The sequence below is a fragment of the Micromonospora sp. NPDC005172 genome (genome assembly GCF_040608555.1).
GTDB lineage: Bacteria > Actinomycetota > Actinomycetes > Mycobacteriales > Micromonosporaceae > Micromonospora.
Map to the genome: position 1 here is coordinate 243,099 of NZ_JBEXIL010000001.1, position 14,079 is coordinate 257,177.

At 71.4% G+C, this 14,079-nt stretch carries 15 protein-coding genes; 2 read left to right on the plus strand and 13 right to left on the minus strand.

Annotated features, from left to right (window positions below; genetic code table 11):
* The first annotated feature begins 155 nt into the window (after positions 1 to 155).
* The gene (locus ABZV06_RS00840; RefSeq protein WP_355617503.1) at positions 156 to 827 is read left to right on the plus strand and encodes a response regulator transcription factor; all 672 of its coding nucleotides are present in this window, start codon (positions 156 to 158) and stop codon (positions 825 to 827) included.
* A 3-nt stretch (positions 828 to 830) separates the two neighbouring features.
* Here the strand turns inward: ABZV06_RS00840 and ABZV06_RS00845 are convergent, their stop codons facing one another.
* From ABZV06_RS00845 to ABZV06_RS00870, 6 genes are all read right to left on the minus strand, one after another.
* Positions 831 to 1,409 (minus strand): NAD(P)H-dependent oxidoreductase, encoded by a 579-nt coding sequence (locus ABZV06_RS00845; RefSeq protein WP_355236053.1) that lies wholly within the window; start codon positions 1,407 to 1,409, stop codon positions 831 to 833.
* 49 nt (positions 1,410 to 1,458) lie between these two features.
* Complete coding sequence (locus tag ABZV06_RS00850) at positions 1,459 to 2,091, minus strand: DsbA family oxidoreductase (protein WP_355617505.1); 633 nt, start codon at positions 2,089 to 2,091, stop codon at positions 1,459 to 1,461.
* Complete coding sequence (locus ABZV06_RS00855) at positions 2,081 to 3,358, minus strand: MFS transporter (protein WP_355617507.1); 1,278 nt, start codon at positions 3,356 to 3,358, stop codon at positions 2,081 to 2,083. The genes ABZV06_RS00850 and ABZV06_RS00855 overlap by 11 nt, the downstream gene beginning before the upstream one ends.
* Positions 3,359 to 3,441: 83 nt before the next feature.
* Positions 3,442 to 4,209 (minus strand): class I SAM-dependent methyltransferase, encoded by a 768-nt coding sequence (locus ABZV06_RS00860; RefSeq protein ID WP_355617510.1) that lies wholly within the window; start codon positions 4,207 to 4,209, stop codon positions 3,442 to 3,444.
* Between the two features lie 3 nt (positions 4,210 to 4,212).
* Positions 4,213 to 4,470 (minus strand): ferredoxin, encoded by a 258-nt coding sequence (locus tag ABZV06_RS00865; RefSeq protein WP_355236041.1) that lies wholly within the window; start codon positions 4,468 to 4,470, stop codon positions 4,213 to 4,215.
* A complete protein-coding gene (locus ABZV06_RS00870; RefSeq protein WP_355236038.1) occupies positions 4,467 to 5,687 on the minus strand; it encodes a cytochrome P450 in 1,221 nt (406 codons plus the stop codon). Before ABZV06_RS00870 ends, ABZV06_RS00865 begins: the two co-directional genes overlap by 4 nt.
* Positions 5,688 to 5,819: 132 nt before the next feature.
* Here ABZV06_RS00870 and soxR point away from each other — a divergent pair, with 132 nt between their 5' ends.
* The gene (soxR, locus tag ABZV06_RS00875) at positions 5,820 to 6,266 is read left to right on the plus strand and encodes a redox-sensitive transcriptional activator SoxR (RefSeq protein WP_355236350.1); all 447 of its coding nucleotides are present in this window, start codon (positions 5,820 to 5,822) and stop codon (positions 6,264 to 6,266) included.
* Between the two features lie 30 nt (positions 6,267 to 6,296).
* On the opposite strand, the gene ABZV06_RS00880 is transcribed toward soxR, so the two are convergent.
* Genes ABZV06_RS00880 through ABZV06_RS00910 form a run of 7 tightly spaced genes read right to left on the minus strand, consistent with a single transcriptional unit; the run spans position 6,297 to position 14,070 of the window.
* Positions 6,297 to 6,947 (minus strand): antibiotic biosynthesis monooxygenase, encoded by a 651-nt coding sequence (locus ABZV06_RS00880; protein WP_355617513.1) that lies wholly within the window; start codon positions 6,945 to 6,947, stop codon positions 6,297 to 6,299.
* 11 nt (positions 6,948 to 6,958) lie between these two features.
* Positions 6,959 to 7,825 (minus strand): NAD(P)H-binding protein, encoded by an 867-nt coding sequence (locus ABZV06_RS00885; RefSeq protein WP_355236032.1) that lies wholly within the window; start codon positions 7,823 to 7,825, stop codon positions 6,959 to 6,961.
* Complete coding sequence (locus ABZV06_RS00890) at positions 7,822 to 8,061, minus strand: acyl-CoA carboxylase subunit epsilon (RefSeq protein WP_355617516.1); 240 nt, start codon at positions 8,059 to 8,061, stop codon at positions 7,822 to 7,824. The genes ABZV06_RS00885 and ABZV06_RS00890 overlap by 4 nt, the downstream gene beginning before the upstream one ends.
* Positions 8,058 to 9,623 carry an acyl-CoA carboxylase subunit beta gene (locus tag ABZV06_RS00895; RefSeq protein WP_355236026.1) on the minus strand — a complete coding sequence of 522 codons (1,566 nt, stop codon included), beginning with the start codon at positions 9,621 to 9,623 and terminating at the stop codon, positions 8,058 to 8,060. The genes ABZV06_RS00890 and ABZV06_RS00895 overlap by 4 nt, the downstream gene beginning before the upstream one ends.
* A 4-nt stretch (positions 9,624 to 9,627) precedes the next feature.
* Positions 9,628 to 10,842 (minus strand): MFS transporter, encoded by a 1,215-nt coding sequence (locus ABZV06_RS00900; protein WP_355617519.1) that lies wholly within the window; start codon positions 10,840 to 10,842, stop codon positions 9,628 to 9,630.
* Between the two features lie 34 nt (positions 10,843 to 10,876).
* Positions 10,877 to 13,132, minus strand: a complete 2,256-nt coding sequence (locus tag ABZV06_RS00905) for an SDR family oxidoreductase (RefSeq protein ID WP_355617521.1) — start codon at positions 13,130 to 13,132, stop codon at positions 10,877 to 10,879.
* Positions 13,133 to 13,134: 2 nt separating this feature from the next.
* Positions 13,135 to 14,070, minus strand: coding sequence for an aromatase/cyclase (locus ABZV06_RS00910; RefSeq protein ID WP_355236017.1), 936 nt, complete (start codon positions 14,068 to 14,070; stop codon positions 13,135 to 13,137).
* Between the last annotated feature and the right edge of the window lie 9 nt (positions 14,071 to 14,079).

The window sequence follows — 14,079 nt, forward strand, 5'->3', positions numbered from 1 at the left end:
GTGAACTTTGCAGTCAATTGACGCTCATTTTGCATTGCCCACACCAATCACTGAACGCGTCGGAACCGAATCACATTGTTATGCCGCCCCCCTCGATTCGAGGCATACTCAGTGACGGTTCATCGATGTCAATCGCTATTGGAGGGTCTTTCGACATGCGCGTCCTCGTCGTACAGGACGACCTCACCGGCCGTCGTCACCTCGTACACCGGCTGGAACAGCACGGATACGAGGCATGGAGCGCCGGCACCGGCAAGTCGGCCCTGCAACAGCACCACCGGGTGGATCTGGTGGTGCTCGACATGGACGTACCCGACATCGACGGTCTGCTGGTCTGCACCGAGATCCGCCGCGAGTCGGACACCCCGATCATCGCCCTCACCGGCCGGGGCACCGAGGTCGAACGCGTGCTGGCCTTCTGGGCCGGCTGCGACGACTGCCTCGACAAGCCGTTCGGCGCAGAGGAACTGCTGGCCCGGGTCGATGCCGTGCTGCGGCGGCTGCGCCCGGCCCCGGACGCCCACACCATCTCGCACGGCCCGCTGCACATCGACGTGGCCCGGCGTGAGGCCCGGCTCGGCGACCGGGCGCTCGCGCTGACCCGTAAGGAGTTCGACCTGCTGCAGCTGCTCGCCGCCCGCCCCGGGGTCGTGTTCAGCCGGCGGGAACTACGGGCCCAGGTGTGGCACGACAGCGCCACGGCCACCGGCCGGACCATCGACACCCACGTCAACAGCCTGCGGGCCAAGCTGGGCGACACCAGGTGGATCGTCACCGTACGGGGTGTCGGTTTCCAGCTCGGCCGCGGCTTCAGCGCTGCGGCGTGAGCGCTACTTGCCGTACGGGTGCCGTTCGCGTGCCGCGCGCAGCGCCTCGCCCCACCACACGAGCTGGTCGAACATCGTCTTGACGGCCGCACCGACCGCCTCCGGATCGACCGGGTTGCCGTCCGGGCCGAACTTCTCCCACGCCATGTGGAAACTCACCTGCTCGCGGATCGTCATGGCGTGCAGCTCGGCGAAGACGAGCCGCAGGTGCTCGGCGGCACGCAGGCCACCCGCCATGCCACCGTAGGAGACCAGGGCGACCGGCTTGGCCTGCCACTGGGTGTAGTGCCAGTCGATGAAGGACTTGAGCGACGCGGGGTAGCTGTGGTTGTACTCCGGCGTGACAACGACGAACGCGTCCGCCTCGGCCAGCCGGGGCCCGATCCGGGAGAGCGTCTCGGCGACGTCCGGGTCCGGCGACTGGGTCAGTCCCACCGGCAGCGGATGGTCGATCAGATCGATGTAGTCGACCTCGAGATCGTCACGACTGCCGGCCTGGTCGGCGATCCACCGGGCGGCCGTGGGACCGAACCGGCCGTCGCGGACGCTGCCGCAAATCACTGCGAGCCGCAGGGAAGCCATGTGCGGGTGTTCCTTTCGTCTGGGGGCGTGATCGGTGGCGGTACGCGCGTCACCTGGTCGGGGACAGCGCGTCCAGGTACTCGTCTTCCGAGCGGGCGCCGGACAGCTCCGGGCCGTCGTCCACCCGCACCAGCGGCACCGACGTGACGCCTCGCTCCCGCACGGCGAGAAGGGCGGCGGCGACCTCGTCCGGTCCGGGACCGCTTCCGCCGGCCGTCACCGGCGTGACACCGGCGTCGGCCGCGAGTTCGTCCAGCGTGTCCGGATCTCCGATGTTGCGGCCCTCGCTGAAGTAGGCCCGGAACAGCCGTTCCGCGGCCGCCTCCGCCCGCCCCTGTCGTTGCGCCGTCGCCAGCAGCAGGTGGGCCCGGAACGTGTTGACGAAGACGGCCCGGCCGAAGTCGAGGCTGAGGCCGTCGCGGGCGGCGGTGCCGGTCATGCGCTGCACCATCTCCTCAGCAGCGGCACCGAAGTCCCGGCGGTGGCGCTCGGTCAGCGGCTCGCCCTCCTCGGGGGCTCCGGCGTCGATCTGGAACGGCCGGAACGTCACCTCGATCGTCCGGCCGTCCGCGCGCCGGCGGGCGGCAGCCTTCTCGAAGCGGGTGAAGGCCAGGTACGAGTGCACGCAGATGAGGTCGAGGACGAACTCGACCCGCGTCGAGCGGTCGGCGTCAGCGGACATGGGGAGATCCTTGGTCGAGTCGGGACGCGAGCACGTCGGCCCGGTCGGTGTCGGGTTCGGCGTCCGCGCGGGCACGACGCCGGGACGCGGCGAGGTAGCCGGCGGCGACGATCAGCGCGCCGGTCGCGATGATCAGGAACAGCGGCTGGATGCCGAGGCGGCTCACGGCCGGCTGGGTCACGATCGGCGCCAGGAACTGACCCAGGAACAGGGCGGTGGTCAGGAAGCCGGCGTACCGGCCACGGGAGTCCTCCGGCGCGGTGTTGACCACCCAGTTGTTCAGCGTCGGCATCAGGATGCCCAGACCGACGCCCATGACCAGGGTGCCCACGCCCAGCACGACGACGTGCGGGGCCGCGAACAGCACCAGATAACCGGCTCCGATCGCGGCGAAGGCCACGGCGACGAGCACGTACTCACCGGCCAGCCGCCGGATCGCGGCGAAGCGCAGCGACACCAGGCCGGTGGTCAGGGTCTGCACCGCGATGACCGCGCCGGTGGCGATCGAGGTCGCGTGGAAGTCGTTCTCCACCAGGAACGGCACCTGCACCGGTACCGAGTAGAACGCGACCTGACCGAGCAGCATCGCGACGAGCGCCGCGGTGATGCCCACCGGCCACCAGCGCCGGGCGGGGACGCCGGAGCCGGCGTCCCCGTCGGCGGAGCCGGGCGGGCGGGCACCACCGGGCAGGTAGCGCAGCGCGGCGACGGCGAGCACCGCGCCGAGCAGGTAGACCAGGAAGACGCTGCGCCAGCCCAGCCCGGCCAGCGCGCCACCGCCGACCAGCAGGAGCACTCCACCGAACGCTCCGGCGGAGGTCTGCCGGCCGAGCAACCGCTGCCGCTGGGACCCCTCGTAGAGGTCGGCCACCATGGCGACGCTGGTGGTCATCACGAGCGCGACCCCGAGGCCGAGCACGATCCGACCGACCAGGATGCTGTAGAGGTCGGGCAGGTAGAACCCGGAGCTGCCGCCCAGGGCGAACGCGAGCATGCCGATGACCAGAGCCCGCTTCCGCCCGATCCGCTCGGACAGCGCGCCAGCGAACGGGGCGAACACCACGATCGCCAGCGCGTGGGTGCTGGTGATCATGCGGGACAGCAGGTCGGCGTCGGCCGTGTCGGCGAACGCGGCCCGGATGCCGGGAATGGCGGGTGACACGACCGCTCCCGCCATGATCGTCAGCATGCCCGCAAGGACCAGGACCGCTGCCTGCGCGCCCGGGGGCGGTCCCGCCGTCCGGCCGGGGCTGTCGGGAGGGTGCACGCCAGGCTCCTTTCCTCGGTTTCGCAGTGCAATCACGGACATTCACACCGTAGAAGCTGAACCAAGGATGAAGTCAAGTTCCGTCAGACCGGTGGTCGCTGGCCCCAGACCGAGAAGAGCAGGGTCGTGACATCCCGGGACGCCGGCGCCTCGATGGTGGCGACGAAGTCGGCCAGGTCCTGCGCGCTGACCCAGCCGTTGTCGACCAGCGGCTGGCCCTGCAGCTCAAGCCGGCGACGCATCAGCTCGTTCTCGTACTGCCCCTGACCGGGGCCGAGCGGCCGCAGGTGGAAGTCCACCCCAGCGAGCCCTTCGGCGGCCAGCCGGGCCGGCAGCCGGCGGGCGAACCGCATGTCAGCACCCTGTGCCCGGAACGCACGCAGGTAGGCCTCGATGACCCGGTGACCCAGCGGGGTGGCCGCGTCCTCGGCCGGCATGAAGTAGAAGTCCTCGACGAGCACCCAACCGCCCGGAGCCAGCCACCGCATGGCCCGGCTCAGCAGCTCGTCGGGGCTCTTGAGGACCGAGAACACCCCGCGGGCCAGGATGAAGTCGAACGATCCGGGCGCGAACTGCTCGGTCTCGATGTCGCCCTGCCGCACCGTCACCCCGACGCGCACGTCGTCGAGGCCATCGGTGTTGACGTCGACGGCGAGCACCGATCCCTGCGGAACCCGCGCGGCGAGCCATTTCGTCATCGAGCCGGCGCCGGCGCCGATGTCGAGGCAGCGGGCGCCGGGCCCGAGCGGCAACCGGCCGATCAACTCGGTCGTCAGGGGGTCGTAGTTACGCTCCCACAACGCCGCGAGGATGGCCTCGGCCTCCTGCGCCGTCGGTTGGGTCAACGTCATGGCTCACCTCTCCGGTCGGCCCGATCCGCCGGTGGCTGGCCCGACGGTGAGCTCGACGGCTCCCATCGGGCAGCAGTCCGCGACAGAACGGGCGGTTTCGAGTTCTTCCGGGCCGGTCAACCGGGCCTCGACGGCCACGGCATGACCGGCCGCAGTCAGCCGGAACAGCGCCGGCGACATCGCCTGGCACAGCCCGGTGCCGCGGCACAGCCGCGGGTTCACGTGCACGGTGGCTTCGGTCTCCCGGTCGCCGGAGATCACCGTTGCGTGCCCGTCGTCCGTACCGGCAGCGTGACCAGGCGGCGCATCGCCCAGTTCTCGATGTAGCGCAGGTCCTGCCGGGCAACGGCGAGGTCCAGCTGGGGGAACCGGCGGAACAGCGCCGGGATGGCGATCCGTCCCTCCAGCCGGGCCAGCGCCGCACCGAGGCAGTTGTGCAGGCCGTGGCCGAGCCCGACGTGGCGCAGCCGGGTCCGGGTCAGATCGAGACGGTCCGGCTCGTCGAACTGGCGTGGGTCGCGGTTGGCCGACAGGAGGGCGGCGATCACCGGAGCGCCGGCCGGCAGCACCGTGCCCGCGAACGTGAGCTCCTCGGTCGTGACCCGGAACAGCGCCGTGCTGAGCGCGCCCTCGTACCGGAGCAGTTCCTCGACCGCCGATTCCTCGATGCCGGGCCGCTCGACCAGCAGGTCGCGCTGGTCCGGGTGGTCGAGCAGGGCGAGTGCCGCGTTGCCGACGAAGGCCCGGATGGTGTCGCTGCCGGCCAGGATCATGGCCGCGACGGTGGCGACGAGTTCCTCCTCGGAGAGCTGGTCCCCGTCCTCGCGCGCCTGCAGCAGCGCCGTGGTCAGGTCGTCGTCCGGCCGCCGGCGCTTCTCGGCGACCAGGTCGGCGGCGTAGTCACAGATCCGGGCGAAGCCCTCGGCGACCTGGGCCATCTGCGCGTCGTCGGACGGGAACGCCTGGGCGAGCGCCTGCACGAGTTGCTCGTGGCGGTCGATGCGCAGGCCCAGGATCTCGCCCATCACGGCGGACGAGACCGGCCCGGCGTAGTGCTCCATCACGTCGAACGAGCCGCGCGCCTCGCAACGGTCGAGCGCCGCCGCCACAGCCTTCTCGACAACGGTCTGCCACTGGGCGATCCGACTCGGCGTGAACGCGCTCATCACCAACCGCCGCAGGCGGGTGTGTGCCGGCGGGTCGACCACCGTGACCGCCTTCTCGAGCACACTGCCGGCCCCGCTGACCAGGCCCGCCGCCTGGAACTCCGGGTTGCCCCAGGTGCCGCCCTCGGAGCTGAACCGCTGGTCGGCCAGGAGCGTCCGCACGTCGTCGAAGCGGGTCACGATCCAGGTACGCACGCCGCCGACCGGGAACGCGAATTCGTGCACCGGCGAGGTGTCGCGCAGCCATCCGAGCGTCGGATAGGGGTCTTGGAAATACGTCGCACTGAACAGCGGAGCAGGCAAGGTATCCATTGTTTACGTCCCTCCGGAACCATTCGGACCGAGTCTGGTTGTCGACTCCGGCACCAGCAACGGCACCCGTGCCAGAGCCACGTCAAGAAATGCAAAGAATCGACAGGGCATACGCTGGCGGGCATGACGCAGATGTCCCCCATCGCCAAGGAGCTGACGGTCGGCGAGCTGGCCCGGCGCAGTGGCGTCTCCACCTCGGCCCTGCGCTTCTACGAACGCGAGGGGCTGATCCGCAGCCGTCGCACCCCGGGCAATCAGCGTCGCTACTCGCGCGACACGCTGCGCCGGGTGGCGTTCATCCGGGTGTCCCAGCGGGTCGGCATCCCGCTCACCGAGATCGCCGAGGCGCTGAGCATCCTGCCGACGGACCGGGCGCCCAGTCAGGAGCAGTGGGTGCAGTTGTCGGAGGAGTGGCGGACCGACCTCGACCGGCGCATCGCCCAGCTACTCAAACTGCGCGACGAGTTGATCGACTGCATCGGCTGCGGCTGCCTGACCCTGGAGAGGTGCGTCCTGGTCAACCCGTACGACGTGCTGGGCCGGCAGGGTGCCGGCCCGCGCCGCCTGCAGATCGAGTGAGGCGCTCCTCTACCGGTGGAGCCCTCGCGGTCACCGTTGCGGGCTGATGTGGTGCCCCACCACCTCGTGCTCCACGGTGCACACGAAGTACTGCGGGGGTGCCAGCTCCAGCCGCGCGACCTCGGCCTGACCAGCACTGATGCGCGGATCGGCCATCCACGCCTCGTACGCGCTGCGCCCGGTCCACGCCGGATAGTTGACGAACGTCCGGCCGTCGGCGCTGAGGCAGACGTCGGCGGCGATGAACCCGGGATGATCGCGCTTCCACTGCCCGGAACGGTGCAGCAGGCCGAGCACCGCCGCCGCCGGTTCGGGGCCGGCGAAGTGTCGGATCGCGACCGCCGCCACCCGTGGGGGCTGGCCGACGGCTGGACCCTGGATTCCGCCGGCCGCGATGCCGGTCACGGTGACGGCCGTACGCACCGCCGCATGCCGGTACGGGGGGCCCGGCTCTCCGACCGCGGCGTGATCGGGACACCAGAGGCGGTAGTTCCGCTCACTGGTCCACCGGGTGTGGTGCACCAACGTCGAGCCGTCGAGGGTCAGATGCACCCGGGAGAGCAGGAATCCGGGGGTGGTCCGCGCGCGGGCGTCCACGACGGCGGCCAGCGCGGCAACGACCTCCCCGGCGTCCGCCGGCTCGGCGAGGCGGAAGATGTCGAAGGCGGCGAAGTGTCCCATGTCCGCCCCGCTCAGCGGAACGCCGCAGCGTGCTCGTGCGCCCACTGGCGGAACGTCCGGGCGGGCTGCCCGGTCACCTCCGCCACCACGGTGGACCCGACCTCCGACTCCTTGGTCAGCATCGCGAAGTAGTCGAGGGCGCCGTCGGCGTACGACGGGGGCCAGCCGGTCGCCACCATCTGCCGCCGGGCCTCCTCGGCGTGTACGTCCTGCCACTGGAGCGGGCGACCGACGACCTCACCGATGATCTCGACCTGCTCGCGTTGGGTCAGCACCTCCGGGCCGGACACCAGATATCTACGGTGCTCGTGCCCGTCGTCGAGCAGCGCCCGTACCCCGACCGCAGCCAGGTCGGCCTCGTGCACGGAGGTGCGGGCGGCGTCCCCGTACGGGAAGCGGACCACCCGCCCGTCGCCGCGGATCTGCGCCGCGAAGCCCAGGGCGTTGGCCATGAAGCCGGTCGTGCGCAGAAAGGTCCAGGTCAGCGTGCTCTGCTCGAGGAGGTGCTCCAGGTAGGCGTGGCAGTTGTTGTCGACCGGCTCCAGTCCGATGTGGACGCCGACCGAGGAGACCACCACGACCCGGTCGACCTGCTGCTCCATCTTCTTCAGCACCGCCGGGGCGGTGGCGGTGCTGAGCGAGAAGAACGGCCACATCCAGAAGACGCCGTCCACCCCGTCCAGGGCCGCGTCGAGGCTGTCCGGGTCCGCCAGGTCGCCGGTGCACAGCTGCACGCCAGCGGGGAGGCGATCCACGTTCGGGTCGTCGGCGAGCACCAGCGCCCGCACCCGGGCGCCGGCCGCCAGCAACTGACTGACGGCGTGTGGGCCGACGTTGCCGGTCGCCCCCGTCACCAGCACGGTCCGTTGATCGTTCATCGCAGTTCTCCTTCTCGGTCCGAGGCCCGTGCGGCGGTGCGCCAGCTCCGCGGGCAGTACTGTTCCGCGATCAGCCCGTGCCGGTGCCAGCCCGCGGTCCGGTCACGGGACGCCGGGGCGGGAGCCGGGGAGGCGACGCGACGCGTCAGCAGGACCGCGACCACGGCGGCCAGTTCCTGCGGGCTCGGCTGTCCCCGCTCGACACGGACGTGGGTGGGGGTGCTTCCGGTGCTCATTGCGGCGGGTTGCCGTGCTTGCGCGACGGCCGGTCGCGGTGCTTGTCGCGCAGCATGGCCAACGCGCGGACGACGGTCTGCCGGGTCTGGCGCGGGTCGATCACGTCGTCGACCAGCCCGCGCTCGGCCGCGTAGTAGGGGTGCATGAGCTGGGTCCGGTACTCCTTGACCCTCTGCTGTCGTACCGCCTCCGGGTCGTCGGCGGCCTGGATCTCGCGCCGGAAGATAACGTTGGCCGCCCCCTCGGCGCCCATCACCGCGATCTCGTTGCCGGGCCAGGCGAAGGCGAGGTCAGCGCCGAGCGAGCGTGAGTCCATGACGATGTAGGCACCGCCGTACGCCTTGCGCAGCACGATCGAGATGCGCGGCACGGTGGCGTTGCAGTACGCGTACAGCAGCTTCGCCCCGTGCCGGATGATGCCGTCGTGCTCCTGGTCCACACCGGGCAGGAAGCCGGGCACGTCGACAAGAGTCACCAGCGGGATGTTGAACGCGTCGCAGAACTGCACGAACCGCGCCGCCTTCTCACTGGCATGGATGTCGAGCACGCCGGCGAGCACGGCCGGCTGGTTGGCGACGACGCCGGCGACCTCGCCGCCGAACCGCGTCAGCGCACACACGACGTTGCCGGCGAAGTCGGGATGCACCTCGAAGTACTCGCCGTCGTCGGCGATCTCCTCGATCACGGACCGGATGTCGTAACCGCGGCTGGGATCCTCGGGCACCAGGTCGAGCAGGCCGTCGTTGGGACGATCCCCGGGATCGTCGCAGGGCACCGCCGGTGCGAGCACGCGATTGTTGGACGGCAGCAGCGACAACAGATACCGGGTGTCCGCCAGGCAGGCGCGCTCGTCGTCGTACGCCAGGTGAGCGACCCCTGACGACCCGGCGTGCACGTCGGCGCCGCCGAGGCCGTCGTGGGTGATGACCTCGCCGGTGACCGCCTGCACGACGTCGGGGCCGGTGATGAACATCTGCGCGGTGCCGCGCACCATGAGCACGAAGTCGGTGAGCGCCGGCGAGTAGGCCGCCCCGCCCGCGCACGGCCCCAGCATGACGCTGAGCTGCGGGATGACGCCCGAAGCCCGGGTGTTGCGCTCGAAGATGCCGCCGTACCCAGCCAGCGCCGCGACCCCTTCCTGGATGCGGGCGCCGGCGCCGTCGTTGAGCGACACCAACGGGGCGCCAGCCGCCAGGGCCATGTCCATGATCTTGTGGATCTTGGTTGCGTGCGCCTCGCCGAGGGCACCGCCGAAGATGCGGAAGTCGTGGGCGTAGACGAAGACCGTGCGTCCGTGCACGGTGCCCCAGCCGGTCACCACACCGTCGGTGTACGGGCGTTTGTCCTCCAGACCGAAGCCGGTGGCCCGGTGCCGGCGCAGCGCCTCCACCTCGTGGAACGACCCCGGGTCGAGCAGCAGGTCGATACGTTCGTACGCGGTCAGCTTGCCCTTGGCGTGCTGGCGTTCGGTGGCCGCCGGGTCGGGGCCACGGCGGATCTCGTCCTTCATCCGGGAGAGCTCGTCCGCGCCCGGACGAACCGGATCGGTGGCGGTTGTCATACGGCTAACTCCTGTGCTCGGTACGGATGGGGGTGGGCAGGGAGTATCCGGCGGCCCTGGCCGGTCGCAGCAGGCCCGTGACGGCAACCGCCACACCGAGCGCGCCGAGGGCGATCACGAGCCACAGCGCCTGCGGGGCGGACCAGCTCAGCAGGACGGCCACCGCCAACGGCACCACCACCGCGGCCGCCTGCACCGCGGTCTGGTACCGGCTCGTGGCCGCGGCGCGCTGCTCGGGCGGCACGGCGGTGGCCGTCTGCACGTTGAGGGCGGTGAAGCTCAGGGCGAACCCGATGCCCACGAGCAGCAGCGGGAGCAGCACCGCGGACGCGTCGACGGGCCCCGGCCGCAGGACCCGCCCGAACACCAGATAACCCAGACAGACGGTGACTGCCCCGGCCAGGATCGGCCAGCGGACACCGAACCGGCTGACCACCCGGCCCGAGAACGGTGCGGCCAGCGCGAGTGGCACGCTGACGGGCAGGAGCGCCACTGCCGTCCGCAGCGGCGACCAGCCCGCACTGCTCTGTAGCCACACCGTGGCCAGTAGCAGCAGACCCAGGTACGAGCCGTTGAGCGTGGCCGCCCCGGCCATCGCGCGCAGCAGCCCTGGCGCGGCGGCGACCGCACCCGCGCCGAGGCGTACCGGTGGGGGCGCGGCGACGTCCGGAAGGACGGCCAGCCCGAGCAGGAACAGCAGGAGCGCCGCCGGCGCCGGAGCGATGAGCGTCCAGCGCCAGTCCGCCGCGCCCACGGCCCCGGCCAACAGCAGCCCACCGGTGAAGCCGGTAGCGGCCACGATCGTGTAGACCGAGATCGCCCGGTCGCGCTCCCGGCCCGGCGGGAAGGCCGTGGCGATGATGGTGAGCCCTGCCGGTGCGGTCAGCGCCGCGCAGCACCCCTTGACCACGCGGGTGGCCACGATGAGCGGGAAGTCGGCGGACAGGCCACCGAGCACCGAGGCGGCGGCGAACAGCAACAGCGCGCCGAGGTACACCCGCCGTCGGCCGAACCGGTGCACGGCCCGGCCACCGAGCGGCAACAGCGCGGCGAAGCCGAGCGCGAACCCGGTGACCAGGGCCTGCACCTGCGTCACCGCCAGGTTCAGGGAGCGGCCGGCCGAGGGCAGCACCACGACCATCATCGACACCTCGAGAGAGTCGATGAGCATGGTGCCGGCCAGCACCAGCAGAAGAGCCCAGCGGGCAGCGGTTCGCATCGGAAGCTCCCGGAACGGAGGGCGGCGGGGCGGCTCAGCCGAGCAGCGTGCCCCCGGTCGCGTCGAGGAAGGCACCGGTCACCCAGCGGCCGTCCGGGGACGCCAGGAAGGCCACCACATCGGCCACGTCCTCCGGCTCGCCGACCCGTCGGAACGCCGACAGCTGCGCCATCTGCTCCACCGCCTCGGGGATGTCGAAAACCGGGTTGCCGTTGCGGGTGATGCCCGGCGCGACGCTGTTCACGGTGATGCCACGTGGTGCCAGGTGCTTCGCGAAGTGCAGGCTGAGCTGCTCGACCGCGCCCTTGGTCATCGCGTACGCGATCTCCGAGGGGTTGGCGACCCGGGTCAGCCCGGAGGAGATGTTGACGATGCGGCCACCGGCGGCGAGGTTGCGCAGGGCGCGCTGGATGAGGAAGAACGGCGCCTTGGCGTTGACCGCGAACAGCCTGTCGAACTGCTCGGACGTGGTCTCCTCGGGCGCCACCCCGCCCATCTGGCCGGCGTTGTTGACCAGGATGTCGAGTCGGGTGTCGCCGGTGCGCTCCTTGAGGCCTTCTTCCAGGGCGAGGAACAGCTCGTGGACGTCGCCGCTGACCCCGAGTTCGGCGCGGACAGCGAAAGCGCGACCGCCGTCCTTCTCGATGGTCGCGACGACCTCCTCGGCGGCGTCGGCGCGGGCGGTGTAGTGCACCGCGACGAGGGCCCCCTCGGCGGCCAGGCGCACCGCGATCGCGCGGCCGATACCCCGACTCGCACCGGTGACCAGGGCTGTCTTGCCAGCCAGTCGATCCATTGTGGTTCCTTTCGGGAGGTGATCGGGCGCGGACGGCCCGAACCAGCGTTCGAGGGCCTCGGTCAGCCCGGCGGTGCCGTCGGGTGCGGTCCAGGCAACGTGGCCGTCGGGCCGCACGAGCACCGGGTCCGGCAGACCAGGGGCCGCCTCGGTGGGGACCGCCTGGACGCGGTCCCGCCACCCGTGGACGGCCCGGACCAGACGGGTCTGTCGGTCGTCGTCGGACGCGGGGATCAGCAGCAGCCCTCGGCCGTCGCGCAGCAGTCGGGCCGAGGTGGTCGGGCCGGATGCGGTCCGCAGGGCGACGGGGGCCAGCCGGCCACCGAGCAGCGGTTGGTCATCCCTGTCAGCGCCGTAGCGCACGTCCAATCCGGAGATCGTGGCGGCCAGGTGCCGTCGGACCGGCTCGTAGGCAGCCAGCTCGGCGAGTACCTCCCGCACGGGCTCCACCTCGGGACCGCCGAGCAGCAGCGCCGCCTGCGCCTCGATGCCGGTGAGAACCCGGGCGGCGACCGCGTGCCGCTCGTCGTGGTAGGTCTCCAGCAGTCGCTCCGGGGCCCGGCCCCGCACCACCGCGGCCAGTTTCCAACCGAGGTTGACAGCGTCGTGCAGGCCCAGGTTCAACGCCTGTCCGCCGATCGGCATCTGCTGGTGGGCCGCGTCCCCGGCGAGCAGCACCCGGCCCCGCCGGTATCGGGCTGCCAACCGGCAGGCGTCACCGAAGGCGTTCACCCACAACGGCGTGCCACCGCTGATGTCCTCGCCGGTCACCGCCTGCCAGTCGGCACAGACCTCGGCGAAGTCGGGCGCGTCCCGCCGGCCGGTGTCCCGCCGGTCGAAGACGTGCACCATCACCCGGGTCACCCCGTCGCGGGAACGCGCCGCGATCGCCAGCCCGGCCGGGAGACGCTGGAACCGGCGGTTCGGGATGTCGATGCCGGCCACGTCGGCCCGGATCATCTCCCGCGCGGTGCCGTGACCAGGGAAGTCGATCCCGGCCAGGCGGCGGACGGTGCTGTCCTCACCGTCGCAGCCGACGACGTAACGGGCGCGCACGGTCGCGGTGCCGGCGGGACCGGTGACGACGGCCTCCACCGTGCCGGCCCGCTCGGTCAACCCGACGAGCTCGCGGCTCCGCGCGACGTGCGCGCCGAGGTCACCGGCCCACTCCCCGAGAATCGCCTCGGTCCGGGTCTGCGGCACCTTCCACTGCCCGGGGTACGGCGTGTCCAGGTCCAGGCTCAGCGGGATGCCACTGAGGTGGCCCATCACGTCGTTGGGCAACGTGCCGAAGCGGGCCAGCAGGCCCCGGTTGTCCAGCAGCTCCATCGTGCGGGCGTGCAGGGTCGAGGCCCGGGATTCGCTGGTCGGCGCGGGCAGCCGGTCGACGACCGCCACCTCGACGCCGGCGAGCCGCAGTTCCCCGGCCAGCATGAGCCCGACCGGGCCGGCGCCGACGACGAGCACCTCGCACTCCCGTCCGGGGGTGGCCATGGTCAGCGCTTCTTCTCGGCGTAATCCTTGGCGTGCCCCAGGGTCGCCCGGCTGTTCGCGCTCAGCGCCTCGCGGACGTACGTCCGGGCGTCGTCGACTGTCGCGTCCTCGCCCAGCACCCGGGCGATGGCGGCCGGGTTGAGGACGACCGTGTGCTGCGAGGTGGCGGTCACGCCCTGGTCGTCGTCGGTGAACGTCCACACGCCCGTGTGGAGGGTCATCAGCGCGGGCAGAGTCACCTGCTTGTAGGCGATCCGGTGGTACGGCAGCGTCACCCGGTACGACTTGGTGGTGTGCGTGGAGCCGTCCCGCGCCCGCGTGTCCATCTCGAGCACCTGCAGCCCGGGAGTGTCCTCGGTGAGCGTGACCCGGGCGACGTGCGGCAACCGCTGCTCCCACAACCCGGCCTCGTTGATGAAGTCGTAGACGTCCTTGGCCGAGCCGTCGACGCGGACCGTGTCCTCGAACGAGAACGACAGTCCGGCGTCGGCGACCGTCGCCTCGACGCTGGCCCGTAGCGCGGCCAGTTCGGAGCGCGAGTTGCGGTCCACGGCCTCGTCGATCCAGCGCAGCGAGTCCGGCTCGTCGTCGACCGCGCGGTAGTCGTGCAGCAGTCGGATGCGGCAGCGGGTGGTGGTCAGCGGCTCGATCTTCCAGGTGCCGCCCATGGCGGCCACCGGCGGCGCCGAGATTTCCTGGCGGAATCCGATCGTCAGCCGTTCGGGGTCCAGGGTCCGGCGCGAGGTCCAGGTCTTGGCGGTGTTGTTGGCGGTCGCCCAGATCCTGATCCGCTCCGCACCGTCGCCGGCCTCCACCTGCTCGGCGTAGATGGTCGGCGGGAAGAGCCGCGGCCAGTTCCCGACCTGGGCGATCAGGTCGTAGACGGTGGACGCCGGGGCCTCGGCGACGATCTCGTGCTCTACCTGACGGGTGGTCATGTCGTCCTC

What these genes read in the sequence shown, in the direction of transcription:
- ABZV06_RS00880 (WP_355617513.1), bottom strand. Translation starts at nt 6,947, where the DNA reads ATGGGACACTTCGCCGCCTTCGACATCTTCCGCCTCGCCGAGCCGGCG.
- ABZV06_RS00845 (WP_355236053.1), bottom strand. Translation starts at nt 1,409, where the DNA reads ATGGCTTCCCTGCGGCTCGCAGTGATTTGCGGCAGCGTCCGCGACGGC.
- ABZV06_RS00860 (WP_355617510.1), bottom strand. Translation starts at nt 4,209, where the DNA reads ATGACGTTGACCCAACCGACGGCGCAGGAGGCCGAGGCCATCCTCGCG.
- ABZV06_RS00895 (WP_355236026.1), bottom strand. Translation starts at nt 9,623, where the DNA reads ATGACAACCGCCACCGATCCGGTTCGTCCGGGCGCGGACGAGCTCTCC.
- ABZV06_RS00870 (WP_355236038.1), bottom strand. Translation starts at nt 5,687, where the DNA reads ATGGATACCTTGCCTGCTCCGCTGTTCAGTGCGACGTATTTCCAAGAC.
- ABZV06_RS00850 (WP_355617505.1), bottom strand. Translation starts at nt 2,091, where the DNA reads ATGTCCGCTGACGCCGACCGCTCGACGCGGGTCGAGTTCGTCCTCGAC.
- ABZV06_RS00900 (WP_355617519.1), bottom strand. Translation starts at nt 10,842, where the DNA reads ATGCGAACCGCTGCCCGCTGGGCTCTTCTGCTGGTGCTGGCCGGCACC.
- soxR (WP_355236350.1), top strand. Translation starts at nt 5,820, where the DNA reads ATGTCCCCCATCGCCAAGGAGCTGACGGTCGGCGAGCTGGCCCGGCGC.
- ABZV06_RS00840 (WP_355617503.1), top strand. Translation starts at nt 156, where the DNA reads ATGCGCGTCCTCGTCGTACAGGACGACCTCACCGGCCGTCGTCACCTC.
- ABZV06_RS00890 (WP_355617516.1), bottom strand. Translation starts at nt 8,061, where the DNA reads ATGAGCACCGGAAGCACCCCCACCCACGTCCGTGTCGAGCGGGGACAG.
- ABZV06_RS00910 (WP_355236017.1), bottom strand. Translation starts at nt 14,070, where the DNA reads ATGACCACCCGTCAGGTAGAGCACGAGATCGTCGCCGAGGCCCCGGCG.
- ABZV06_RS00885 (WP_355236032.1), bottom strand. Translation starts at nt 7,825, where the DNA reads ATGAACGATCAACGGACCGTGCTGGTGACGGGGGCGACCGGCAACGTC.
- ABZV06_RS00905 (WP_355617521.1), bottom strand. Translation starts at nt 13,132, where the DNA reads ATGGCCACCCCCGGACGGGAGTGCGAGGTGCTCGTCGTCGGCGCCGGC.